This is a genomic window from Rathayibacter rubneri (assembly GCF_023743255.1).
Classification (GTDB): Bacteria; Actinomycetota; Actinomycetes; order Actinomycetales; family Microbacteriaceae; genus Rathayibacter; species Rathayibacter rubneri.
The window spans coordinates 1-22,628 of the sequence record NZ_JAMRYM010000062.1 but is presented as its reverse complement, the minus strand read 5'-3'; the positions used below and the strand labels follow the sequence as shown (position 1 = coordinate 22,628).

The following is a 22,628-nucleotide window of genomic DNA, read 5'->3' as shown; positions in this document are numbered from 1 at the left end:
CTCGGGCCGCACCGACGTCCTCTAGCCCCACCCCTCGAAGCGCGGCGCTCCCGGAGGGAGGCCGCGCTTCGAGGGGTGGGGCTAGAGGACGTCGGTGCGGCCCGAGAGGCGGAGGGCGTCGACGACGCCCTTGACCTTCTGGGCGTTCTCGGTGGTGGTGACCAGGAGGGCGTCGGGGGTGTCCACGACGACGATGTCCTTCACTCCGATCAGGGCGATCGTGCGGTTGCCGCCGCTGACGACGATGCCGGTCGCGGAGTCGGCCAGGACGCGGGCGTCCTCGCCGAGGATCGCGAGGTCCGAGCGCAGACCGCTCGCGTGCAGCTTGGCGATGGAGGCGAAGTCCCCGACGTCGTCCCACGAGAAGTGCCCGGGGATCACGGCGAGCTTGCCCGCCGCGGCGGCCGGCTCGGCGACGGAGTAGTCGATCGCGATCTTCTCCAGACCCGGCCAGATGCGGTCGACGACGGCGCCGCGCTCCGGGGTGTCCCACGCCTCGGCGAGCTCGAGCAGCCCGGCGAGCAGCTTCGGCTTGGAGCGGCCCAGCTCCTCGAGGAGGCGATCGGCGCGCGCGATGAACATGCCCGCGTTCCAGAGGTACTGCCCGCTGCCGACATAGCGGCGGGCCGTCTCCGCATCGGGCTTCTCGACGAAGGAGTCGACGGCGAGCGTGTGCGCGGCGCCGTCGATCCCGAGGTGGGCGCCCGTCTTGATGTAGCCGAAGCCCACCGCGGGCTCCGTGGGCGTGATGCCGATCGTCGCGATGTAGCCGGCGTCGGCGGCGATGACCGCCTCCGCGACGGCGTCGTGGAAGAGGTGCTGCCCGCTGATGACGTGATCGGCGGCGAACGAGCCGATGATCACTCCGGGCTCGCGGCGCTCGAGGATCGCGGCGGCCAGGCCGATCGCCGCGGAGGAGTCGCGCGGTTCGCTCTCGAGGACGACGTTGAGGTCCTCGAGGCGCTCCAGCTGGCGCTCGACGGCGGCGCGGTGCGCGCGCCCCGTGACCACCATGATCCGGTCGGCGCCCGAGATCGGCGCGAGCCGGTCCCAGGTGTCGCGAAGGAGGGTCTGGCCGGAGCCGGTCAGGTCGTGCAGGAACTTCGGGGCGTCCGCCCGGGAGAGCGGCCACAGCCTCGAGCCGATCCCGCCTGCGGGGATCACGCTGTAGAAGCGGTCGAGCGGGGCGCGGCCATCGGTCTCAGGTGATGTCATGTCCGCAGGATACAAGGGAGCCCGACCGCGACCGTCCGTTCACCGGGCGGCGCTCCCCCGTTCACGCGGGAGCCGTAGCGTCCGGGATGTGAGAGTCGCGGTCGTCACCGAGAGCTTCCTGCCGTCGTTGAACGGCGTGACCACGAGCGTCCTGCGGGTGCTCGACGAGTTCGCGGCCCGCGGGATCGAGGCCCTGGTCGTCTGCCCCGCCGCGGGCGCGCCCGCCCGCTACGCCGGGCACCGGGTGGTGGAGCACCCCGCGATCGCCTACCGCGAGTTCCCCGTCGGGATCCCGACCCTCGCCCTGACCCGCGAGCTGGCCGACTTCGCGCCGGACGTCGTGCACGTCGCCTCGCCGTTCCTCCTCGGGGCGCGCGCCATCGCCTCCGCCGGCCGACTCGGAGTGCCCAGCGTGGCCGTCTACCAGACCGACGTCGCCCGCTTCGCGGCGCGCTACGGGATCCGCGGAGCCCGGGCGCTCGCCTGGAAGGTCATCCGCCAGATCCACGCCGGGGCCGACCTCACGCTCGCGCCGTCGAGCAGCGCCCTCGACGACCTGGCCGCCGCCGGCATCGAGCGGACGGCGCTCTGGGGACGGGGTGTGCAGAGCGACCGCTTCCACCCGCGGATGCGCTCCTCCTCCTATGCGCACGACGTGCGCGCCGGTCTCGGCGCCGGGGACTCTTTGATCGGCTACATCGGCCGGCTCTCCCCCGAGAAGAGAGTGGAGCGGCTGGCCGCTCTCACGTCGCTCCCGAGGACCGACCTCGTCGTCGGCGGGTACGGTCCCTCCTCCACTCGGGTCGCCTCGGCCCTGGGGTCGCGCGCGCGCATGCTCGGTCGGCTCGACGGGGAGCGGCTGCCCGCGGTCTACGCCGCCCTCGACGTGTTCGTGCACACCGGCACCGAGGAGACCTTCGGCCAGACGGTGCAGGAGGCGCAGGCGTCGGGCACCGCTGTGGTCGCCCCGCACGCGGGCGGGCCGACCGACCTGATCGAGCACGGGGTGGACGGTCTGCTCTACGCGCCCGAGAGCGACTCCGATCTGCGCCGTCAGGTCGAGCGCCTCACCCGCGACCCCGCGCTCCGCGCACGGCTGGGGGAAGCGGGTCGCCGTCGCGTGCTGCACCGCACCTGGAGCGCGCTCACGGACGAGCTGCTCGCGCACTACGCCGCCGTCGGAGTGCCCGCGGTGGTGGAGCACCGCAGCTAAGGCTCGCCTTAGCCGCGCTTGATCCGATCGCCGTTTAGAATCGGAGGGCGATATTCTCGTCGCTCCCCCGCCCCGTCCGCGTCCACGAGACGCGGAGCAGGTCAGGCCGTCGGAGTGCACAACCAGGGAGGGTTGTCCGTGTCAGTTCAAGCTGCTCAGACCCTCGCACCCCGGAAGCAGGGGAAGATCCGGCGTCCGGCCGGAACCCTCTACCGCGGTCGCGAAGGCATGTGGTCGTGGGTGCTCCACCGGATCACCGGTGTCGCCATCTTCTTCTTCCTCCTCGTCCACGTCCTCGACTCGGCTCTCATCGCGGTGAGCCCCGAGGCGTACAACGCGGTCATCGGAACCTACAAGAACCCGGTCATGGGCCTCGGCGAGACGGGTCTGGTCGGCGCGATCGCCTTCCACGCCCTGAACGGCCTGCGCATCATCCTGGTCGACTTCTGGAGCTGGGCGACCCGCAACCAGCGTCTGCTGTTCTGGGTCGTCATCGGCCTGTGGGTCGTGCTGATGCTCGGCTTCGCCCCGCGCCACCTCATGTTCGTCTTCAGCGAGGGAGGAGGGGAATGAGCACCGTCGCCGCCCCCCGCACGCCGCACACCCCGACCCGCTCCTCCGGGACGAACTGGGAGAAGTGGGGCTGGATCTACATGCGCGCCTCGGGCGTCGTGCTGATCGTCCTGATCTTCGGCCACCTCATCTACAACCTCCTCCTGGGCGACGGCATCAAGGCCATCGACTTCGGCTTCGTCGGCGGCAAGCTGGCGAACCCGTTCTGGCAGTGGTGGGACGTCCTGATGCTGTGGCTCGCCCTCATCCACGGCGGCAACGGCATGCGCACGCTGGTCAACGACTACGCGACCTCCCCGCTGCTCGCCCGCGCGTTCAAGGGCGGCATCCTCGTCGCCGTCGTCTCCCTGATCGTCCTCGGAACCTGGGTCGTCTTCGCGTTCGACCCGTGCCCGCCGAACACGGCGGCCGAGCTGCTGCCGTCCTTCTGCGGCGCGTGACGCACCGCTGAGAGTCCGGGAGGAGGCGCTGCGGATCACCGCGGCGCCTCCTCCCGGGTCCGGCACCCCCTCCCGTCCTCCTCACCCGCACAACGGAGCACCCACCCAGTGAGCACAGCAGGCCACGTACACAACGGCGGCGACCAGAGCGCCTTCACGCAGACCGTCGGACCCGACGGCGTCCACTACCACCAGTTCGACGTGGTCATCGTCGGCGCCGGCGGGGCGGGGATGCGGGCGGCCATCGAGGCCGGCCCCAAGGCGAAGACCGCCGTGATCTCGAAGCTCTACCCGACGCGCTCCCACACCGGAGCGGCCCAGGGCGGCATGGCCGCCGCCCTCGCGAACGTCGAGGAGGACAGCTGGGAGTGGCACACCTTCGACACGGTCAAGGGCGGCGACTACCTCGTCGACCAGGACGCGGCCGAGATCCTCGCGAAGGAGGCCATCGACGCGGTCATTGACCTCGAGAACATGGGCCTGCCCTTCAACCGCACCGAGGACGGCAAGATCGACCAGCGCCGCTTCGGCGGTCACACCCGCGACCACGGCAAGGCGCCCGTGCGCCGGGCCTGCTACGCGGCGGACCGCACCGGCCACATGATCCTCCAGACGCTGTTCCAGAACTGCGTCCGCCTCGGCATCAACTTCTACAACGAGTTCTACGTCCTCGACCTCGTCATGACGAAGGTCGACGGCGTCGACAAGCCGTCCGGAGTCGTGGCCTACGAGCTCGCCACCGGCGAGCTGCACGTGTTCCAGGCGAAGGCGATCATCTTCGCGACCGGCGGCTTCGGCAAGATCTACAAGACGACCTCGAATGCGCACACCCTGACCGGCGACGGAGTCGGCATCATCTGGCGCAAGGGCCTCCCGCTCGAGGACATGGAGTTCTTCCAGTTCCACCCGACCGGACTCGCGGGCCTGGGCATCCTCCTCACCGAGGGAGCGCGAGGAGAGGGTGCGATCCTCCGCAACGCCTCGGGTGAGCGCTTCATGGAGCGCTACGCCCCCACCATCAAGGACCTCGCGCCCCGCGACATCGTCGCGCGCTGCATGGTCCAGGAGGTGGCGGAGGGCCGCGGCGCCGGACCGCACAAGGACTACGTGCTGCTGGACTGCACGCATCTGGGCGCCGAGGTCCTCGAGACCAAGCTCCCCGACATCACCGAGTTCGCCCGCACCTACCTCGGCGTCGACCCGGTCGTCGAGCCGGTGCCGGTCATGCCGACCGCGCACTACGCGATGGGCGGCATCCCGACGAACGTCAAGGCCGAGGTCCTCTCGGACAACACCACCGTCGTCCCCGGCCTGTACGCCGCCGGCGAGTGCGCGTGCGTGTCGGTGCACGGCTCGAACCGCCTCGGCACCAACTCCCTCCTCGACATCAACGTCTTCGGCAAGCGCAGCGGCAACAACGCCGCCGACTACGCCAAGACCGTCGACTTCACTCCCCTGCCCGCCGACCCGGCCGGAGCGATCCGCGACATGCTGGCCTCGCTCCGCGACGCCACCGGCACCGAGCGGATCGCCTCGATCCGCAAGGAGCTGCAGGACGAGATGGACAAGAACGCCCAGGTGTTCCGCACCGACGAGTCGCTCGAGCAGGTCACCGGCACCATCCAGCGCCTGCGCGACCGGTTCCGCAACATCTCGGTGCAGGACAAGGGCAAGCGCTTCAACACCGATCTCCTGGAGGCCGTCGAACTCGGCTTCCTCCTGGACCTCGCGGAGGTCGTCGTCTTCTCGGCGCGCAACCGCAAGGAGAGCCGGGGCGGCCACATGCGCGACGACTTCCCCAAGCGCGACGACGACAACTACATGCAGCACACGATGGCGTACCTCTCCGGTGACGCCCACTCCTCCGATGCCGGTGACCACATCCGGCTCGACTGGAAGCCCGTCGTGATCACCCGGTACCAGCCGATGGAGAGGAAGTACTAGCCATGTCGACAGCTACCCTCGAGCAGCCGCCCGCGGCCCCCGCCGCCCCGGAGGCGTTCACCGTCACGTTCATCATCCGCCGCTTCGACCCCGAGGTGGACGCCGAGCCGCGCTGGCAGGACTTCGACGTCGAGATGTACTCGACCGACCGCGTCCTCGACGCCCTGCACCGCATCAAGTGGGACCAGGACGGGTCGCTGACCTTCCGCCGCTCCTGCGCGCACGGCATCTGCGGCTCGGACGCGATGCGCATCAACGGGCGCAACCGCCTGGCCTGCAAGACGCTGATCAAGGATCTCGACATCTCGCAGCCGATCTACATCGAGGCGATCAAGGGCCTGCCCCTCGAGAAGGACCTCGTCGTCGACATGGAGCCGTTCTTCGCGTCGTTCCGCGAGGTGCAGCCGTTCCTGATCGCCAACACCCCGGCCCCCAAGGGCAAGGAGCGCGTGCAGTCGGTCGCCGACCGCGCCCGCTTCGACGACACCACCAAGTGCATCCTCTGCGCCGCGTGCACCTCGTCGTGCCCGGTGTTCTGGACCGACGGCCAGTACTTCGGCCCGGCCGCGATCGTGAACGCCCACCGCTTCATCTTCGACTCGCGCGACGACGCGGGGGGAGCGCGTCTCGACATCCTCAACGACAAGGAGGGCGTGTGGCGCTGCCGCACGACCTTCAACTGCACCGAGGCGTGCCCGCGCGGCATCCAGATCACCCAGGCGATCGCCGAGGTCAAGCAGGCGGTCATCCGCGGCCGCGCCTGATCGCAGCCCTCGAACGGCCCCTCGGATCCCTGATCCGGCGGGCCGTTCGTCGTTCCCGGGCCGCCTCCACGCCCGGGTGTCAGCCGACCCGGGCGGCGGCCCTACCCTGGAGGCATGACGGAGGCGGCAGACACCCCCCGCGGCATCCCGGCGCTGATCGAGCGGGTCCTGCGCACGCGGCCGCTGCGGGTCGTTCTGCACTACTCCGAGACCGGCGGGCCGCTCTTCGCCTCGGGGCTGGCGTTCCAGGCCTTGTTCGCCGTCTTCGGCGCGCTGTTCGTGTTCTTCGCCGTCTTCGGATTCTGGGTCCGTGGGGACACCGTTCTGCGCGACTCCCTCATCGGCATCGTGCAGCGCTCGATCCCCGGGCTGATCGGCGGCAAGGGCTCCCTCGTCTCCGTCGACACGCTGCTGGACCAGTCGATCCTCGGCTGGACCGGAGTCACCGCCGCCGCGGTCCTGCTCTGGACGGCGCTGAACTTCCTCGGGAGCCTGCGGCAGGCCGTCCGGATCCTCTTCGCCCTTCCCGGTCCGACGACGCTGTTCGTCCTGCTCAAGCTCAAGGACGCCGGTCTCGCCCTCGTGTTCGGGGCCGTGCTGCTCGTCTCCGCCGCCCTCTCGGTGTTCTCGACCACGTTCGTCGACGTCGCCCTCGACTTCCTCGGCATCGGAAGCGACTCGGAGCTCGGGCGCATCACCGGCGGTGCGATCGGACTCCTGATCATGCTCGCGCTCGACACGGCGACCCTCGCGGGGTCGTTCCGGATCCTGTCGGGCATCCCCATCCCCTGGAAGAACCTCTGGGTCGGCGCCCTGATGGGCGGCGTCGCGCTCGGAGCGCTGAAGATCCTCGGGACCCAGCTGCTCGGAGGCGCGTCGCGGAACCCGCTGCTCGCCTCGTTCGCGGTCCTGATCGGCCTCCTGATCTGGTTCAACCTGGTCTGCCAGGTCATCCTGATCGCGGCGTCCTGGATCTCGGTCGGCATGAGCGACGCCGGTATCTCGGCGCGGAAGCTCACGCCCGAGGAGCGCGAGAAGGAGCAGGAGGAGCAGCTGCGCACCGCGCGCCGCACGCTCGCCGAGGTGGAGCGGGAGCGCCTCACAGCCGCTCTCGCCGACGCCTCCCTGCTCAAGCGCCGGCGGCTCGAGAAGAGCCTGGCGCGCCTCGACGAGGAGCTCGCCGACCTCTCGGGCTGACCCGGCCGCATTCCACGGGACCGGCGCGTCGGCGCCGGGTCGCCGCGCGTTGTCCCACGCCTGTCGAACATGTCCGTTTCTGTTGACATGGCAGACAAACGGGTCTAAAAAGATGTAAACGCAGATCCGCCCCGCGGAACGCGAGCACCACTGGATCGAGACGACGGAGTCGACATGTACGCACCGGAGCGCCACCAGGCGATCCTCGACCGTGCCCGCACCGAGGGCCGCGTCGAGGTCCGCGATCTCGCCCTCTCCCTCGCGGTCACCCCCGAGACCATCCGCCGCGACCTCACGAGCCTCGAGCGACGCGGACTGCTGCGCCGGGCGCACGGCGGCGCGATCCCGGTCGAGCGGCTGGGCATCGAACCCGAGGTCGCGGCCCGCGAAGGCCACCTCGCGGGCGAGAAGGACCGCATCGCCACGGCCGCCCTCGCCGAAGTGCCCGACGGCGGCTCCCTCGCCATCGACGCCGGGACCACCACGGTCCGGCTCGCGGAGCTGCTCCCCCTGGACCGCCGGCTGACGGTCGTCACCCACTCCCTCCCCGTCGCGATGGCGCTCGTCGGCCGGCCCAACATCGACCTGCACCTGCTCGGCGGGCACCTGCGCGGAGTGACGCAGGCGGCCGTCGGACCGTGGGTCGCCCAGGCGATCGCCTCGGTCTCGGTCGACGTCGCGTTCATCGGCACCAACGGCATCAGCCGCGAGCGGGGCCTGACCACGCCGGACCTCGACGAGGCGGTCGTGAAGTCGGCCCTCATCGCCTCGGCCCGCCGGGTCGTCGTCCTCGCCGACCACTCCAAGTTCGGCCGCCAGGACTTCGGGCACGTCGCTCCGCTGTCCGCGGTCGACACCGTCATCACGGACAGCGGGATCGACGACGAGCTCGCCGACGACGTCGAGTCCGCAGGCCCCGAGGTGGTCCGCGCATGATCGTCACCGTCACCGCCAACCCGAGCATCGACGTCACCCTCTCGACCAGCGGCTTCGCCGTGGGCGAGGTGAACCGGGCGCACGATGTGCGGCGTGACCCGGCGGGGAAGGGCGTCAACGTCGCCCGGGCCCTCGCCCGCAACGGAGTCGAGGCCACCGCCGTCTACCCCGCCGACGCCTCGACCGGGCTCGATCTCTCGTCGATGCTCGAGGCGGCGGGCGTCCGCTCGGCGAGCTCCCCCATCGCGCAGCCGATCCGGACCAACATCACCGTCGTCGACGACGCGACCGGGCGCACCACCAAGATCAACGAGCCCGGCCCGGCGATCAGCCCCGAGGAGGCGAAGGCGCTCTCGGAGCTCGTCTGCGACCACGTGGTGGCCGCGCCGCGCTGGCTCGTCGCGTGCGGCAGCGTCCCTCCGGGACTCGGCGCGGACTTCTACGCGTCGCTCGGACGGCTCGCCCTGCACTTCGGCGTCCCGCTCGCCGTCGACACCTCCGGAGCCCCCCTCACCGCGATCATCGCGGCCGGGACGGCGACGCTGGTGAAGCCCAACCTCGAGGAGCTCGAGGAGCTCCTCGGCCGCTCCCTGCCGACGGTCGGAGACGTCGTCGACGGAGCACGAGAACTCCTCCGCCTCCCGGACGCGCGAGCGCTCGTGAGCCTCGGAGAGCACGGCGCCCTCCTCGTCACGGCCGACGCGTCGTGGTGGGCGGGCGCACCCGCCGTCGTGCCTCTCAGCACCGTCGGGGCAGGGGACAGCACCCTCGCGGGCTACCTCTCGGCCACCGACGCCACGGAGGCGGAGCGCCTCGCGACAGCAGTCGCGTGGGGCACCGCCGCCGTCCGGCTCCCGGGCAGCGAAGCCCCGGGGCCCGACTCCCTCCGACTCGAGGACGTCACCGTCGTCGAGTCCCCCGACCCCCACCTCCCGATTGGAGAACTGAGCGCATGACTGCACTCACCGAGGCCTCGACCGTCATCGTCGACCTGACCGCCGCCAGCAAGGACGAGGCCACCGCGCAGCTCGCGAAGACGCTGGCCGACGCAGGCCGTGTCACCGACCTCGACGGTTTCCTCGCCGACGTCCGCGACCGCGAGGCCCAGATGGCCACGGGCATGCCCGGAGGCATCGGGATCCCCCACGCCCGCTCCTCGCACGTCGTCGCTCCCAGCGTCGCCGTCGGCATCGCGAAGCAGGGCGTCGACTTCGGCGCCCCCGACGGACCGGCCGACCTGATCTTCCTGATCGCCGCACCCGACGGAGCCGACCAGGCCCACCTCAAGATCCTCGCCCAGCTCGCCCGCAAGCTGATCCACGAGTCCTTCACCGGATCCCTCCGCGCCGCGTCCAGCGGCCAGGAGGTCGCCGACATCATCGCCCGAGAGGTCGTCGTCTCATGAGGATCGTCGCCGTCACCAGCTGCATCGCCGGCATCGCCCACACCTACATGGCGGCCGAGGCGCTCGAGCAGGCCGCGAAGAAGAAGGGGTACGAGATCCAGGTCGAGACCCAGGGCGCAGCGGGGTCGGACCCGATGTCGGATCAGACCATCGCGGACGCCGACGTGGTCATCCTCGCCGCCGATCTCGAGGTCCGCGGCAAGGAGCGCTTCGCCGGGAAGCCGACCCTCGAGGTCGGCACCTCGGAGGCGCTCGCGAAGGCCGCCGAGGTCATCGACCGCGCCGTCGCGACCGCCCAGGCCGCGCCGTCCGCGGCTCCGGGGAGCTCCTCCGACACCCCGCGGTTCGTCGCCGTCACCAGCTGCATCGCGGGCATCGCGCACACCTACATGGCCGCCGAGGCGCTCGAGCAGGCCGCGAAGAAGCGCGGCTACCCGATCCACGTCGAGACGCAGGGAGCCGCCGGCTCCGAGGAGATGACCGCGGGCGACATCGCCGCCGCGGACGTCGTCATCCTCGCCGCCGACCTCGAGATCCGCGGCAAGGACCGCTTCGCCGGAAAGCCGATCCTCCAGGTCGGCGTCGCCGAGGCGCTGGCCAAGCCGGACGAGGTCCTCGACCGCGCGCTCGCCCTGCGCAGCGCGAAGCCCGCCGACGCCCCTGCCCGCGCGCAGGCCGCCGCCGCTCCCGCCGCCGCCCCGAAGAAGGTCGGCGTCGGCACGCGCATCCGCCAGAACCTGATGACCGGCGTCTCGTACATGATCCCGTTCGTCGCGGCCGGTGGTCTGCTGATCGCCCTGTCGTTCCTGTTCGGCGGCTACACGATCGTCAGCTTCACTCCGCAGCAGATCATCGACAACGGCTTCAACCCGGTGAACATCACCGACTGGGCCGGAGTCATGTTCCTGATCGGAGGAGCGACCTTCGCGTTCCTCGTGCCGGTGCTCTCGGGCTTCATCGCCTTCGGCATCGCCGACCGCCCGGGCATCGCCCCCGGATTCCTCGGCGGCGCGGTCGCCGTGACCGTTGGAGCCGGCTTCCTCGGCGGACTCGCCTCGGGCTTCATCGCCGGATACGCGGCGCTCTACATCTCGCGGATCAAGCTGCCCGCGGCCTTCAAGTCGCTGATGCCCGTCGTGATCATCCCCCTGATCGCGACCTTCATCACCGGCTTCCTGATGTTCGTCGTCCTCGGGGCGCCGCTGCGCGCCCTGAGCGAGGGACTCTCGTCCTGGCTCTCCGGACTCACCGGCGGCAACCTGATCGTGCTCGGGATCATCCTGGGCCTGATGATGGCGTTCGACATGGGCGGGCCGGTCAACAAGGTGGCCTACGCCTTCGCGACCACCGGTCTCGCCTCCGTCCCGGCCGACGGCGACCCGAACTCGGTGCAGTTCAAGGTGATGGCGATCGTGATGGCCGCCGGCATGACGCCCCCGCTGGGTCTGGCCCTGGCCACCACGCTCCGCAAGCGCCTCTTCACCGACGCCGAGCGACAGAACGGCAAGGCCGCCTACCTGCTCGGCGCGTCCTTCATCTCTGAGGGGGCCATCCCGTTCGCCGCGGTCGACCCGCTGCGCGTGATCCCCTCCGCGATGATCGGCTCGGCCGTCACCGGCGCGCTCGTCGCCCTGTTCGGCTCGACGCTGCGCGCCCCGCACGGCGGAGTCTGGGTCACCGGCCTCGTCGGACAGCCGATCCTCTACCTGGTCGCGATCCTCGTCGGGATGGTCGTCACCGCGATCGCCGTCATCATCGCCAAGAGCATCAAGCGCGCCCCCGTGGTCGCCGAGGTGCCCGAGCCCGTCACGGCTCGCCCCGTCGCCGCGGTCTGACCCGCGCCGACCCCCGAACGACCGTCCTGAGCGGTCACGTCGACAGCCCGCGCCTGCGCCGCCTTCTTCTTCTCCGAGGGAAGGTGGCGCAGGACGCGGGCTGTTCTCGTTTCCGCGGCGGTCCCTGCCCGCCGCGGCGCGGTCGGCTTGGCGACGGGGATGCGTTCCCGAGAGCGGGTCGCGAGCGGCTACGACGAATCGCTCGCACGCGATTCGCCGGTTCGCCTCGCCGATGGGCGGCGGTCCCCGCCCGCCGCGGCGCGGTTGGCCTCGCGACGGGGCGCGATCCGGAGAGCGGGTTGCGAGCGGCTACGACGAATCGCTCGCACGCGATTCGCCGGTTCGCCTCGCCGGCGGGCGGCGGTCCCCGCCCGCCGCGGCGCAGTCGGCTTGACGACGGGGATGCGTTCCCGAGAGCGGGGCGCGGACGGCTACGACGAATCGCTGGCACGCGATTCGCCGGTTCGGCTGTGCTCATTCCCGCGGCGGTCCCCGCCCGCCGCGGCGCGGTCGGCTTCGCAACAAGGCGCGATACAGAGAGCGGGTCGCGGACGGCTACGACGAATCGCTGACACGCGATTCGCCTGTTCGCCTCAACCATCGGCGGCGGTCCCCGCCTGCCGCGGCGCGGGTGGCTCCGCGACGGGGATGCGTGCTCGAGAGCGGGGCGCGGACGGCTTCGCGACGGGTGCCATCTCGAGGGCGCTGGACCTGAGTTGAGACGCGTGACCGGCCACCATCGCGGCTGCGCGGCCCTCCTGGCTGAGGTTCTGCAGCACCCGCCCTCCCGACTTCCCGCGCAGCGCAGGTGACGCGGGGCCCTCGGGGAGTGCGTGTCGGCGGCCGAGAATAGACTGCTCCGGTGACCAAGAAGCTCCTCCGCATCGCCTCCGTCAACGTCAACGGGGTGCGCGCCGCGTTCCGCAAGGGCATGGGCGACTGGCTCGCCGCGCGCGACGTCGACATCCTCGCCCTGCAAGAGGTCCGCGCGTCCACCGACGACCTCACCGGGCTGCTCGGCGACGAGTGGGACGTGCTGCACGACGAGGCGACCGCGAAGGGCCGCGCCGGAGTGGCGCTCGCCTCCCGCGACCGCGCCACGATCCACCGGGTCGCGCTCGGGGCCGACGACTTCGACTCCGCCGGGCGCTGGCTCGAGGCCGACTACGAGGTCGGCGACCGCACCGTCACCGTCGTCTCGACCTACGTCCACTCCGGCGGCGTCGGCACACCCAAGCAGGACGAGAAGGTGAAGTTCCTCGACGCGATGATCGAGCGACTCCCCCAGCTGCAGGCCCACAACCCGCTCGCCGTCGTGATGGGCGACCTGAACGTCGGCCACCGCACCCTCGACATCAAGAACTGGAAGGGCAACGTGAAGAAGGCCGGCTTCCTCCCCGAGGAGCGCGCCTACTTCGACCGTTTCCTCGGCGCCGAGGGCGAGGAGGGCTACAACGCCGGAGCCGGACTCGGCTGGATCGATCTGGGCCGCCGCTTCGCCGGCGAGGTGCCGGGCCCCTACACCTGGTGGTCGCAGCGCGGCCAGGCCTTCGACACCGACACGGGCTGGCGCATCGACTACCAGCTCGCCACCCCCGATCTCGCCGCGCTCGCGCGCAGCTACGAGATCGACCGCGCCGACAGCTGGGACACCCGCTGGTCCGACCACGCCCCCGTCGTCGTCGACTACGAGCTCTGACCCGTCCACCACTCCCCCGCGCGATCACCGCGCCGGCACTGCAACCGAGGCCTCATCATGACCCCCACCGCTCCGGGCGCCAAGCCCGTCATCTTCTCGGGCATGCAGCCCTCCTCCGGATCGCTGCACCTCGGCAACTACATCGGCGCGCTCACGCAGTGGGTCGCCATGCAGGAGGACTTCGACGCGTACTTCTGCGTCGTCGACCTCCACGCGATCACGGTGCCGCAGGACCCGGCCGAGCTGCGCGAGCGCACGCGCGCGACGGCGGCCCAGTACATCGCGGCCGGCATCGATCCCGAGCGCTCGACCCTGTTCATCCAGTCGCACGTGCCCGCGCACGCGGAGCTGGCGTGGATCCTCAACACGGTGACCGGCTTCGGCGAGGCGAGCCGCATGACGCAGTTCAAGGACAAGTCGGCGAAGCAGGGCGCGGAGGCGGCGTCGGTCGGGCTCTTCACCTACCCGATCCTGATGGCCGCCGACATCCTGCTCTACCAGACCGACGCCGTACCGGTCGGCGAGGACCAGCGTCAGCACCTCGAGCTGACCCGCGATCTCGCGGGCCGCTTCAACACGCGCTTCGGCGAGACCTTCGCGATCCCGGAGCCGCACATCGCCCGCGAGACCGCGAAGATCTACGACCTGCAGAACCCAGGCGCGAAGATGTCGAAGTCGGCGGAGTCGGACGCGGGTCTGCTGAGCGTGCTCGACGAGCCGAAGGCTACCGCGAAGAAGATCATGCGCGCCGTCACCGACACGGAGTCCGAGGTGCGGTTCGACCGTGCCGCGAAGCCCGGCGTCTCGAATCTGCTCACCATCTACTCCGTCCTGGCCGACCGCACCATCGAGTCGCTCGAGCAGGAGTACGCGGGCCGCGGCTACGGCGACCTCAAGAAGGGCCTCGTCGAGGTCGTCGCCGCGACGTTCGACCCGATCCGCGCGCGGACGGCCGAGCTGCTGGCGGATCCGGCCGAGCTCGATCGCGTCCTGTCCCGAGCGGCCGACCGCGCCTCCGAGACGGCCGAGAAGACCCTCGCGACGGTCTACGACCGCATCGGCTTCCTCCGCCGCACCCGCTGACCCGTGCTGCAGCTCGCGCTCTTCGACCTCGACGACACGCTCTTCCGGCACGCCAGGGCGGTGCAGGCGGGCATCGTCGCGCACTCCGCGGCGCTCGGGAGCCCGTACGCGGGTGAGGCGGCCGACCTCCAGCGGCGCTGGTACGAGCTCGAGGAGGAGCACTACCACCGCTACCTGGCGGGCGAGCTCGACTACGAGGGGCAGCGGCGCGCCCGCGCGATCGCCTTCGCGGCGGACGCGGGCGTCGAGCTGACCCCGGAGGAGGCGAGCGAGTGGTTCGCCGCCTACCTCGAGCAGTACGTCGCGGCGTGGACACTGCACGATGACGCGCTGCGGGTGCTCGACCGGCTCGATGCGGCGGGCGTGCGGATCGGCGTCATCACGAACGGCGACCTCGACTTCCAGACGCGCAAGATGGACGCGATCGCGCTCTCGGAGCGCGTCGAGCACCTGATCGCATCGGGCGAGGTCGGAGTGACGAAGCCGGATCCGCGGATCTTCCGCGTGGCCTGCGAGCGGTTCGGAGTGGCTCCCTCCGACGCGCTGTACATCGGCGACCGCCTCGGGACCGACGCGATCGGCGCTGCCCGGGCGGGGCTCCGCGGTGTCTGGCTCGACCGGGTCGGCGGACCGGAGCACGGACGCGAGCTGCCGGAGGACGCCGTGGCGCTGGACGTGCGGCGGATCGGATCCCTCGACGAGCTGCCCGAGCTGCTCGGGGTCTGAGCCGGGGGCGGCCCGCAGGTGGCCAACGGCGGGGCGGGGTCTCGATACGCCGCCTACGGCGGCTACTCGACCAGCAGACGTCGGCGCAGACGCAGCGGCGGGGCGGGGGCTCGATACGCCGCCTACGGCGGCTAGTCGACCAGCAGACGCAGAGGCAGAGGCGGAGGCGGACACGGTCGGGGTCTCGATACGGCGCCTGCGGGGGCTGCTCGACCAGCAGCGGGGGGTGCCGTCGGGGAACGAGGAAGTGCCTCGGCGCGACCCGAAGGCCGCGCCGAGGCGCTTCACCGATCCGAAGCCCGGCATTCCCGATCGCTGCGCCCGGCGAAGCGGACCGGCGGAACGCGTGCGAGCGTTCCGTCGCAGCCGGGCACGAGACGCTCTCCGCACCGCGACCGCCTGCGAGAGCCGACCGCGGCGCAGCGGGCGAGGACCGCTGCGGAAGGAGTTACGACACGTCCTCGTCGACCCAGTCGAAGGTCTTCGTGACGGCCTTCTTCCAGAGGCGGTACTGACGGGCGGCCTCGTCCTGGTCCATGGAGGGGGTCCAGCGCGAGTCCTCCTGCCAGTTCTGACGCAGGTCGTCGAGGTTCTCCCAGAAGCCGACCGCGAGGCCCGCGGCGTACGCGGCTCCGAGCGCGGTGGTCTCGGCGACGACCGGTCGGACGACCGGGACGCCGAGGATGTCGGCCTGGAACTGCATGAGCAGGTTGTTGGCGATCATGCCGCCGTCGACCTTGAGCTCCTGCAGGGGCACACCGGAGTCGGCGTTGACGGCGTCCAGGACCTCGCGGGTCTGGAACGCGGTCGCCTCGAGCGCTGCGCGGGCGATGTGGCCCTTGTTGACGTAGCGGGTGAGTCCGACGAGCGCGCCGCGCGCATCCGATCGCCAGTACGGCGCGAAGAGACCCGAGAACGCGGGCACGAAGTAGGCGCCGCCGTTGTCCTCGACGGTCGCGGCGAGTGCCTCGACCTCCGGCGCCGAGCCGATGAGGCCCAGGTTGTCGCGCAGCCACTGGATGAGCGAGCCGGAGACCGCGATCGAGCCCTCGAGCGCGTAGTGCACCTCGCCGTCGCCGAGCTTGTAGCCGATGGTGGTGAGGAGGCCGTTCTTGGAGTGCACGATCTCGGTGCCGGTGTTGAAGATCAGGAAGTTGCCGGTGCCGTAGGTGTTCTTCGCCTCGCCCGGATCGAACGCCGCCTGGCCGAAGGTCGCGGCCTGCTGGTCGCCGAGGATGCCCGCGATGGGGACCTCGCGCAGCAGCGACGAGGACTCGACGTGGCCGTACACCTCGGACGAGGAGCAGACCTCGGGGAGCATCGACTTCGGGACGCCGAACGCCTCGAGGATGTCGTCGCGCCACTCGAGCGTCTCGAGGTCGAGGAAGAGCGTGCGCGACGCGTTGGTGACGTCGGTCTTGTGGACGCCCCCGTCGATGCCGCCCGTCAGGTTCCAGAGGACCCAGGTGTCGGTCGTGCCGAAGATCAGGTCGCCCGCCTCGGCCTTCTCGCGCGCACCCTCGACGTTCTCGAGGATCCACACGATCTTGGTGCCCGAGAAGTAGGTCGCGAGCGGCAGGCCCACGATCGACTTGAAACGGTCGGCTCCCTCGTCGCCCGCGAGGCGGTCGACGATCGACTGCGTGCGGGTGTCCTGCCACACGATCGCGTTGTAGACCGGCTTGCCGGTCGTCCTGTCCCAGACCACCGCGGTCTCGCGCTGGTTGGTGATGCCGACGGAGGCGATGTCGTGGCGGGTCAGGTCGGCGCGCGAGAGCGCCTGGCCGATGACCTCGCGGACGTTGTTCCAGATCTCGATCGGGTCGTGCTCGACCCAGCCCGCGCGCGGGAAGATCTGCTCGTGCTCCTTCTGGCCGGTGGAGACGATCGATCCCTTCTTGTCGAAGATGATCGCGCGGGACGACGTCGTCCCCTGGTCGATCGCGATGACGTAGTCAGCCATGTGCAAGTACTCCTTCGTAACGAGTGGTCGGAGGCGGCGCGGAGCGCGTCAGAGGATGGGGAGGAGGACGAGCGAGGACCAGCCGGCGAGAAGACCGCCGACGATCGGGCCCGCGATCGGCACCCAGGAGTAGGACCAGTCGCTCGAGCCCTTGCCCTTGATCGGCAGCAGCGCGTGAGCGATGCGCGGGCCGAGGTCGCGGGCGGGGTTGATGGCGTAGCCGGTCGGGCCACCGAGGGAGGCGCCGATCGCGATCACCAGGATCGCGACGGGGAGCGCACCGAGCGCGGCGAGTCCGCCGTCGCCCTGGCGTCCGCCGCCGAAGCCGATGACGACGAAGACGAGGACGAAGGTGCCGATGACCTCGGTGACGAAGTTCCAGCCGTAGGAGCGGATGGCCGGGCCGGTCGAGAAGACGCCGAGCTTGTTGGCCGGGTCGGGCTCCTCGTCGAAGTGCTGCTTGTAGGCGAGCCAGCAGAAGACGGCGCCGAGGATCGCGCCGAGCAGCTGCGCCGCGATGTAGGTCAGGATCGACACGATGTTGACCGGGACGCCGGAGCCGAACTCGTCAGCGCCGCTCGCGACCAGACCGAGCGTGACGGCCGGGTTGAGGTGCGCGCCCGAGTTGTACGAGACGATCACGCCGGAGAAGACCGCGAAGCCCCATCCGATGTTCACCATCAGGAATCCGCCGTTGAAACCCTTGTTCTTCACCAGCGCGACGTTGGCGACGACGCCGCAGCCCAGGAGGACGAGCAGTGCCGTCCCCACCAGTTCCGCTAGGAACACCACTCCGAGATTGTCCACGATGACCTTTTCCTCCGATTCGAGCGGACGCGCGCTGGCGTCCGGCGCGGGCATCGATGCCCGACAGGTGTGAAGTTATCCGCGCCCCGACACCCCGACAAGGAGCGACGCGTGCACGTTCGTGCGTATCAGCGACGGAAGTCCCGGTGCGAGGGTGCTCGCGCCGGGACTTCCGTCTTCTTCCGCCTGTCTCCGCTTACGACGCGGGGACGGCGGTCGGCGTCTGGACGGAGGTGCCTCCGACGTCCACGCCGTTGTACTGCTTGAGGTGCGAGATGGTCGCGTCGACCTCGTCGGCGCGCGTCGCCTCGTCCCAGCCGAGGACCGACCCGGTGTGCTCGGCCAGCTCCTCGAGGAGCTCGCGGCTGAGTCCGCCGGTGAAGGCGTGGTTGGTGCGGCGCATGACCAGGTCGATCAGGTGCACCACGCTCTCGTGGCGGGCCAGGTAGCGGATCTCACCGGTGGTGAAGTCCTTGTCGAAGTCGAGGGCCTCGTCGTGTCCGTCCGCGAGGGCCTCGATGACCTCCTGCGCGCGGGTGCCGTAGCGCTCGAGCAGCTGACCGGTGCGGGCGGAGGACAGGCCGGAGCGGTGCTGGCTGATCCACTGCGCGCGGGACGCGTCGGTGCGGGGGTAGCCCTTGCCGCCTCCGATGGCCGTCTTCACGGTCGAGACGCGGCGCGTCACTCCGATCTTCGCGAAGACCTCGTTCGAGAGGTGCTCGGAGAGGGCGCGGAACGTCGTCCACTTGCCGCCGACCAGGCTCAGGACGGGAGTCTTCCCGCCGGGCAGCGTCGAGGGCTCGATGCGGTAGTCGCGGGAGACGAAGCCCGGGGTCTCGTCGTCATGACGGGGCAGGGGGCGGATGCCGGAGAACTTGAAGACGATCTGGTCGCGGTTCACCGGGATGGAGGGGAACACGTGGCTGACGAGCTCGAAGAAGTAGTCGATCTCCTCCTCCGTGCAGACGGCCGGCTCGTTCGGGTCGGCCTCGATGTCGGTCGTGCCGACCATGACCCGCCCCTTGAGCGGGTAGATGAGGACGATGCGGCCGTCGCTGTGCTCGAAGAACATCTCGCGTCCCTCGCAGGCCTCGACCAGCTCGGGGTTGTCGAGGACGATGTGCGAGCCCTTGGTGCCGCCCATGAACGTCGTCGTGGTGCCCAGCGCGGTGTTGGTGAAGTCGGTCCAGGGTCCCGAGACGTTGACGACGACGTCGGCCTGGAAGGCGAACTCCTCGCCGGTCTCGCGGTCGCGCAGGAGCACGCCGCCCTCGGAGGTGCCGACGGCCTCGACGTAGTTCGCGGCCCGCGCCTTCGCTCCGCCGACGAGTCCGTCGCGCAGGACGTCGAGCGCCAGGCGCTCGGGCTCGTGCACCGACGCGTCGAAGTAGGTGGCGGTGTACTTGATCTTCGGGTCGAGCTTGGGCAGTTCGTTCAGCGAGCGCTTGCGGCCGTGGAACTGGTGGCGCGGCACGACTCCGCCGTCGCGCGAGAAGAAGTCGTACAGGGTCAGGCCGACCTTGATCAGCAGCGCGCCGCGCTCCTGCGGCTTGCCCGACTTGTGCGTCAAGAAGCGCATCGGCGCCGCGAGGATGCCCGAGAAGGTCGAGTAGATCGGGATCGTGGTCTGCAGCGGCTTCACGTAGTGCGGAGCGATCTTCAGCAGGCCGTTGCGCTCGTGCACGCCCTCGTTGACGAGGCGGAACTCGCCGTTCTCGAGGTAGCGGATCCCGCCGTGGATCATGTGGCTCGAGGCGCTGGACGCTCCCGAGACGTAATCGCCGCGCTCGACCAGCGCGACGTCGACGCCGTTCAGCGCGAGCTCGCGGAAGGTTCCGATGCCGTTGATGCCACCGCCGATGACGAGGACGGTCGCTCGGGGGGTGTCCCGCAGGGCGGCGACGCTTTCGCGGATCGCGGGGGTTCCGGGAGTTCCGACAGACTGTGCCACTTCGTACTCGCCTTCGTGTCGTGTGTGATTCGTCGAGGCCTTCGCGGCAGTATCGGCACCTGAGGTGGACGATTGATTTCGCGGAGGAATACAGCCATCCTTGACCCGGGAACACATCCGGTCAATACGGGTGGAAATACGTGCAAGGAGCATCTGTGACCCCTGTCCGACCGGTCGTCGAACTCGACGAGACGACGCACGCGACCCATCCCGACAAGACCCGCGACGCACTCCGCGCAGCCCAGCTCTACTACATGCAGGACCTGACGATGGACGCCATCGCGCACGAGCTGCACACGTCGCGCTCCTCCGTGTCGCGGCTCCTGTCGCACGCCCGCGCGACGGGCCTCGTGGACATCCAGATCCGCTCCCCGCTCGACCGCGCGAGCGCGCTCTCGGCCGAGGTGCGCGCGCACTTCGACATCACGGCGCACATCGTGCCGGTGCCGGATCACACCAGCGAGATCGACCGGCTGGAGCGCGTCGCCCTCTCGGCCGCGCGGATCCTGGGCCAGTTCATCGACTCCAACATGATCGTCGGCATCGCCTGGGGCTCGACGATGAGCGCGATCAGCCGGCACCTCATCGCCAAGGAGACGCACAACACCCAGATCGTGCAGCTGAACGGCGCGGGCAACACCGAGACGACGGGCATCAACTACTCCAGCGAGATCCTCCGCCGCTTCGGCGACGCCTACGCGGCGAAGGTGCAGCAGTTCCCGGTGCAGGCGTTCTTCGACGATCCGCTCACCAAGCAGGCGGTCTGGCGCGAGCGGTCGACCAAGCGCGTGCTCGAGCTGCAGCAGCGGATGGACGTCGCCCTGTTCGGACTCGGCTCGCCGTTCGCGGCGGTGCCGTCGAAGGTCTACATCGGCGGCTACCTGGAGCCGGACGATTTCACCTCGTTGAGCGAGTCCGGGGTCGTCGGCGACGTGGCGACGGTGTTCTACCGCGCAGACGGGACCTGGGACGACATCCCCATGAACGAACGTGCAAGCGGTCCGGACCTCTCCACGGTGCGCCGCGCGGCCCGCCGCATCTGCGTCGTGTCGGGTGCATCGAAGCTGCCGGGACTGCGCGGGGCGCTGGCCGCCGGCCTCATCACCGACGTCATCCTCGACGAGGGCACGGCTCGGGCGCTGATCGCGGACTGACGCCCTCCTGCGCGAGCGTCAGGACTCGCGGGCGTGGGCGTCGAGGAACTCGTAGACCTCGGCGTCGTCGATGCCGGGGAACGTCCCGGAGGGCAGGGGCGCGAGCACGTGCGCGTGCAGGCGGGCGCTGGGCCAGGCGTTGCCGTCCCAGCGCGCCGCGAGCTCGGCGGGGGCGCGGCGGCAGCACGACTCGTCCGGGCAGCGCGACAACTCGCGACGGTCGGTGTCGCGTCCCCGGAAGAAGCGCGCCTCGGCGAAGGGGACCCCGACCGTGATCGAGAACTCCTCCGTGGCGGTCGTGCCGGTCTGCGACGCCGACCAGAACGTGCCGGCGGGAGTGTCGACGTACTGGTAGTACTCCGTCGTGCGGTTCGTGCGGCTGAAGGCCGAGCGCGCCGACCAGTAGCGGCACACGACCTGGCCCTCGACGGCTCCCGTCACGTCCGTCGGCAGCGGGAGGTCGTCGTTCTCGTAGGCCTTCTGGATCGATCCGTCGCCCAGCACCCTCAGGAAGTGCATCCTGATGTCGAGGTGCGAGGTGAGGAGGTTCGTGAAGCGCAGCGCTGCGGCCTCGTGGGTGACGCCGAAGCCGTCCCGGAAGTCCTCGACCGAGATGTCGCGGCCGCGCTTCGCCTCCTGCAGGAACGCGACCGCCGGCTCCAGCGGCATGAGGCACGCCGCGGCGAAGTAGTTGATCTCGAGGCGCTGACGGAGGAAGTCGGCGTACGTCACGGGGCGCTCGTGCCCGAGCAGGCGGTGCGCCATCGCCTGCAGGGCGAGCGCCCGCAGGCCGTGGCCGCCGGGGATCGAGGCGGGAGGGAGGTAGATCCGCCCGTTCGCGAGGTCGATCACCGAGCGGGCGGAGTGGGGCAGGTCGCCCACGTGGATGATCTCGAAGCCGAGGTGCCTCGCCATCCGCGACACCGAGCTGTGCGTCAGCGCACCGCCGCGGTGCCCGACCGTGCGGAGCATCTCGCCCGCCACTGTCTCGATCTCGGGCAGGTGGGCGTTGCTCTCGCGCAGCTGGAGCCGCTGCGCCGTGTTCGCGCGCCGCGCCTCCTCCGGGGTGGCGCTGGCCTCGTTCCTGCGTCGCGCGAGCTCGCGGTACACCCCGAGGAACGCCTCCAGGACCGGAGTGGTGAGGCTCTTGTTGACCTTGAACTCGGGCAGACCGAGAGAGCGGTAGAGCGAGCCCTTCTGCACCCGGGCCAGCTCGATCTCGAGGGCGGCGCGCTCGCTCGGCGGCTCGTCCGACAGCAGCGCCGCGAGCTCCACGCCGAGGGCCGAGGCCAGCGCCTGCATCAGGGAGAGGCGCGGTTCGCGGCGCCCCGTCTCGATGAGCGACAACTGACTCCCCGAGACGCCGACGCGCTCGGCGAGCTGTCCGAGAGTGAGTGCGCGGCGGGTGCGGAAGTGCCGGATGCGCTGCCCGAGCAGGGCGGCATCGGTGCCGGGCGGGGTGGCGGTGGGTTCGGTCACGACGAGCTCCTGCGATCGGTTGTGACAAATGCGGGAAAAGAGCGTTTCTTGACGGGCCGCAGTCCATCAAGACGCCCCGATCCTCCTCCATTCTGGCTGCAGGCGCCACACGGACGCCCCTCGACGCACTGATCGAGGCCGACTCCCCACCCGTCGACGACGACATCCCAGAAAGCGGAGCGACCATGAGCATCTGGACCAACACCGTGCGGCTCGAGCCGAGCACCCTGACCGCCCCCACCCC

The 22,628-nt window shown here is 70.5% G+C and carries 19 protein-coding genes; 14 read left to right on the top strand and 5 right to left on the bottom strand.

Annotated features, from left to right (window positions below; translation table 11 throughout):
• Positions 1-81: 81 nt before the first annotated feature.
• A complete protein-coding gene (locus NB037_RS13310) occupies positions 82-1,215 on the bottom strand; it encodes a mannose-1-phosphate guanylyltransferase (protein ID WP_207402864.1) in 1,134 nt (377 codons plus the stop codon).
• An 88-nt stretch (positions 1,216-1,303) separates the two neighbouring features.
• Between NB037_RS13310 and NB037_RS13305 the strand changes: the two genes are divergently transcribed.
• The 13 genes from NB037_RS13305 (at position 1,304) to NB037_RS13245 (ending at position 15,030) form a co-directional block, all read left to right on the top strand.
• Entirely contained in the window at positions 1,304-2,428 is a 1,125-nt protein-coding gene (locus tag NB037_RS13305; protein WP_251946470.1) for a glycosyltransferase family 4 protein, read from the top strand.
• Positions 2,429-2,566: 138 nt separating this feature from the next.
• Positions 2,567-3,001 carry a succinate dehydrogenase, cytochrome b556 subunit gene (gene sdhC, locus NB037_RS13300; protein WP_372490755.1) on the top strand — a complete coding sequence of 145 codons (435 nt, stop codon included), beginning with the start codon at positions 2,567-2,569 and terminating at the stop codon, positions 2,999-3,001.
• Positions 2,998-3,441, top strand: a complete 444-nt coding sequence (locus NB037_RS13295) for a succinate dehydrogenase hydrophobic membrane anchor subunit (protein ID WP_251946468.1) — start codon at positions 2,998-3,000, stop codon at positions 3,439-3,441. Before sdhC ends, NB037_RS13295 begins: the two co-directional genes overlap by 4 nt.
• A gap of 201 nt (positions 3,442-3,642) precedes the next feature.
• Entirely contained in the window at positions 3,643-5,385 is a 1,743-nt protein-coding gene (gene sdhA / locus NB037_RS13290) for a succinate dehydrogenase flavoprotein subunit (RefSeq protein ID WP_230673091.1), read from the top strand.
• Positions 5,386-5,387: 2 nt separating this feature from the next.
• A complete protein-coding gene (locus tag NB037_RS13285; RefSeq protein ID WP_055787993.1) occupies positions 5,388-6,149 on the top strand; it encodes a succinate dehydrogenase iron-sulfur subunit in 762 nt (253 codons plus the stop codon).
• 114 nt (positions 6,150-6,263) lie between these two features.
• Positions 6,264-7,346 carry a YihY/virulence factor BrkB family protein gene (locus NB037_RS13280; protein WP_251946465.1) on the top strand — a complete coding sequence of 361 codons (1,083 nt, stop codon included), beginning with the start codon at positions 6,264-6,266 and terminating at the stop codon, positions 7,344-7,346.
• A 174-nt stretch (positions 7,347-7,520) separates the two neighbouring features.
• On the top strand, positions 7,521-8,282 hold the full coding sequence (locus tag NB037_RS13275) for a DeoR/GlpR family DNA-binding transcription regulator (protein WP_207402860.1): 762 nt from the start codon (positions 7,521-7,523) through the stop codon (positions 8,280-8,282).
• Positions 8,279-9,238, top strand: a complete 960-nt coding sequence (locus tag NB037_RS13270; RefSeq protein WP_251946463.1) for a 1-phosphofructokinase family hexose kinase — start codon at positions 8,279-8,281, stop codon at positions 9,236-9,238. The genes NB037_RS13275 and NB037_RS13270 overlap by 4 nt, the downstream gene beginning before the upstream one ends.
• Positions 9,235-9,687 (top strand): PTS sugar transporter subunit IIA, encoded by a 453-nt coding sequence (locus NB037_RS13265; protein ID WP_251946462.1) that lies wholly within the window; start codon positions 9,235-9,237, stop codon positions 9,685-9,687. The genes NB037_RS13270 and NB037_RS13265 overlap by 4 nt, the downstream gene beginning before the upstream one ends.
• Positions 9,684-11,522, top strand: coding sequence for a PTS fructose-like transporter subunit IIB (locus tag NB037_RS13260; RefSeq protein ID WP_251946460.1), 1,839 nt, complete (start codon positions 9,684-9,686; stop codon positions 11,520-11,522). Before NB037_RS13265 ends, NB037_RS13260 begins: the two co-directional genes overlap by 4 nt.
• A gap of 862 nt (positions 11,523-12,384) precedes the next feature.
• Positions 12,385-13,221 carry an exodeoxyribonuclease III gene (locus NB037_RS13255; RefSeq protein WP_308202077.1) on the top strand — a complete coding sequence of 279 codons (837 nt, stop codon included), beginning with the start codon at positions 12,385-12,387 and terminating at the stop codon, positions 13,219-13,221.
• Between the two features lie 57 nt (positions 13,222-13,278).
• Positions 13,279-14,304 (top strand): tryptophan--tRNA ligase, encoded by a 1,026-nt coding sequence (trpS, locus tag NB037_RS13250; protein ID WP_251946458.1) that lies wholly within the window; start codon positions 13,279-13,281, stop codon positions 14,302-14,304.
• Between the two features lie 3 nt (positions 14,305-14,307).
• Positions 14,308-15,030 carry an HAD family hydrolase gene (locus NB037_RS13245; RefSeq protein WP_251946456.1) on the top strand — a complete coding sequence of 241 codons (723 nt, stop codon included), beginning with the start codon at positions 14,308-14,310 and terminating at the stop codon, positions 15,028-15,030.
• Positions 15,031-15,478: 448 nt separating this feature from the next.
• Here the strand turns inward: NB037_RS13245 and glpK are convergent, their stop codons facing one another.
• The 3 genes from glpK to NB037_RS13230 all read right to left on the bottom strand — a co-directional run bounded on the left by glpK (position 15,479) and on the right by NB037_RS13230 (position 19,868).
• Positions 15,479-16,993 carry a glycerol kinase GlpK gene (gene glpK, locus NB037_RS13240; protein ID WP_251946454.1) on the bottom strand — a complete coding sequence of 505 codons (1,515 nt, stop codon included), beginning with the start codon at positions 16,991-16,993 and terminating at the stop codon, positions 15,479-15,481.
• A gap of 48 nt (positions 16,994-17,041) precedes the next feature.
• Complete coding sequence (locus NB037_RS13235) at positions 17,042-17,854, bottom strand: MIP/aquaporin family protein (protein ID WP_251946452.1); 813 nt, start codon at positions 17,852-17,854, stop codon at positions 17,042-17,044.
• Positions 17,855-17,996: 142 nt separating this feature from the next.
• Positions 17,997-19,868, bottom strand: coding sequence for a glycerol-3-phosphate dehydrogenase/oxidase (locus NB037_RS13230; RefSeq protein WP_372490754.1), 1,872 nt, complete (start codon positions 19,866-19,868; stop codon positions 17,997-17,999).
• A 137-nt stretch (positions 19,869-20,005) separates the two neighbouring features.
• Here NB037_RS13230 and NB037_RS13225 point away from each other — a divergent pair, with 137 nt between their 5' ends.
• Positions 20,006-20,905 (top strand): sugar-binding transcriptional regulator, encoded by a 900-nt coding sequence (locus tag NB037_RS13225; RefSeq protein ID WP_251946472.1) that lies wholly within the window; start codon positions 20,006-20,008, stop codon positions 20,903-20,905.
• Positions 20,906-20,923: 18 nt separating this feature from the next.
• Here NB037_RS13225 and NB037_RS13220 read toward each other — a convergent pair whose 3' ends face one another.
• On the bottom strand, positions 20,924-22,384 hold the full coding sequence (locus NB037_RS13220) for a helix-turn-helix domain-containing protein (protein WP_251946448.1): 1,461 nt from the start codon (positions 22,382-22,384) through the stop codon (positions 20,924-20,926).
• Positions 22,385-22,628: the final 244 nt, after the last annotated feature.

Coding starts and splice junctions, on each gene's coding strand:
- trpS (WP_251946458.1), top strand. CDS start 13,279: ATGACCCCCACCGCTCCGGGCGCCAAGCCCGTCATCTTCTCGGGCATG.
- NB037_RS13260 (WP_251946460.1), top strand. CDS start 9,684: ATGAGGATCGTCGCCGTCACCAGCTGCATCGCCGGCATCGCCCACACC.
- NB037_RS13310 (WP_207402864.1), bottom strand. CDS start 1,215: ATGACATCACCTGAGACCGATGGCCGCGCCCCGCTCGACCGCTTCTAC.
- glpK (WP_251946454.1), bottom strand. CDS start 16,993: ATGGCTGACTACGTCATCGCGATCGACCAGGGGACGACGTCGTCCCGC.
- NB037_RS13275 (WP_207402860.1), top strand. CDS start 7,521: ATGTACGCACCGGAGCGCCACCAGGCGATCCTCGACCGTGCCCGCACC.
- NB037_RS13270 (WP_251946463.1), top strand. CDS start 8,279: ATGATCGTCACCGTCACCGCCAACCCGAGCATCGACGTCACCCTCTCG.
- NB037_RS13230 (WP_372490754.1), bottom strand. CDS start 19,868: ATGTGTTCCCGGGTCAAGGATGGCTGTATTCCTCCGCGAAATCAATCG.
- NB037_RS13235 (WP_251946452.1), bottom strand. CDS start 17,854: ATGCCCGCGCCGGACGCCAGCGCGCGTCCGCTCGAATCGGAGGAAAAG.
- NB037_RS13280 (WP_251946465.1), top strand. CDS start 6,264: ATGACGGAGGCGGCAGACACCCCCCGCGGCATCCCGGCGCTGATCGAG.
- NB037_RS13295 (WP_251946468.1), top strand. CDS start 2,998: ATGAGCACCGTCGCCGCCCCCCGCACGCCGCACACCCCGACCCGCTCC.
- NB037_RS13285 (WP_055787993.1), top strand. CDS start 5,388: ATGTCGACAGCTACCCTCGAGCAGCCGCCCGCGGCCCCCGCCGCCCCG.
- NB037_RS13265 (WP_251946462.1), top strand. CDS start 9,235: ATGACTGCACTCACCGAGGCCTCGACCGTCATCGTCGACCTGACCGCC.
- NB037_RS13225 (WP_251946472.1), top strand. CDS start 20,006: ATGCAGGACCTGACGATGGACGCCATCGCGCACGAGCTGCACACGTCG.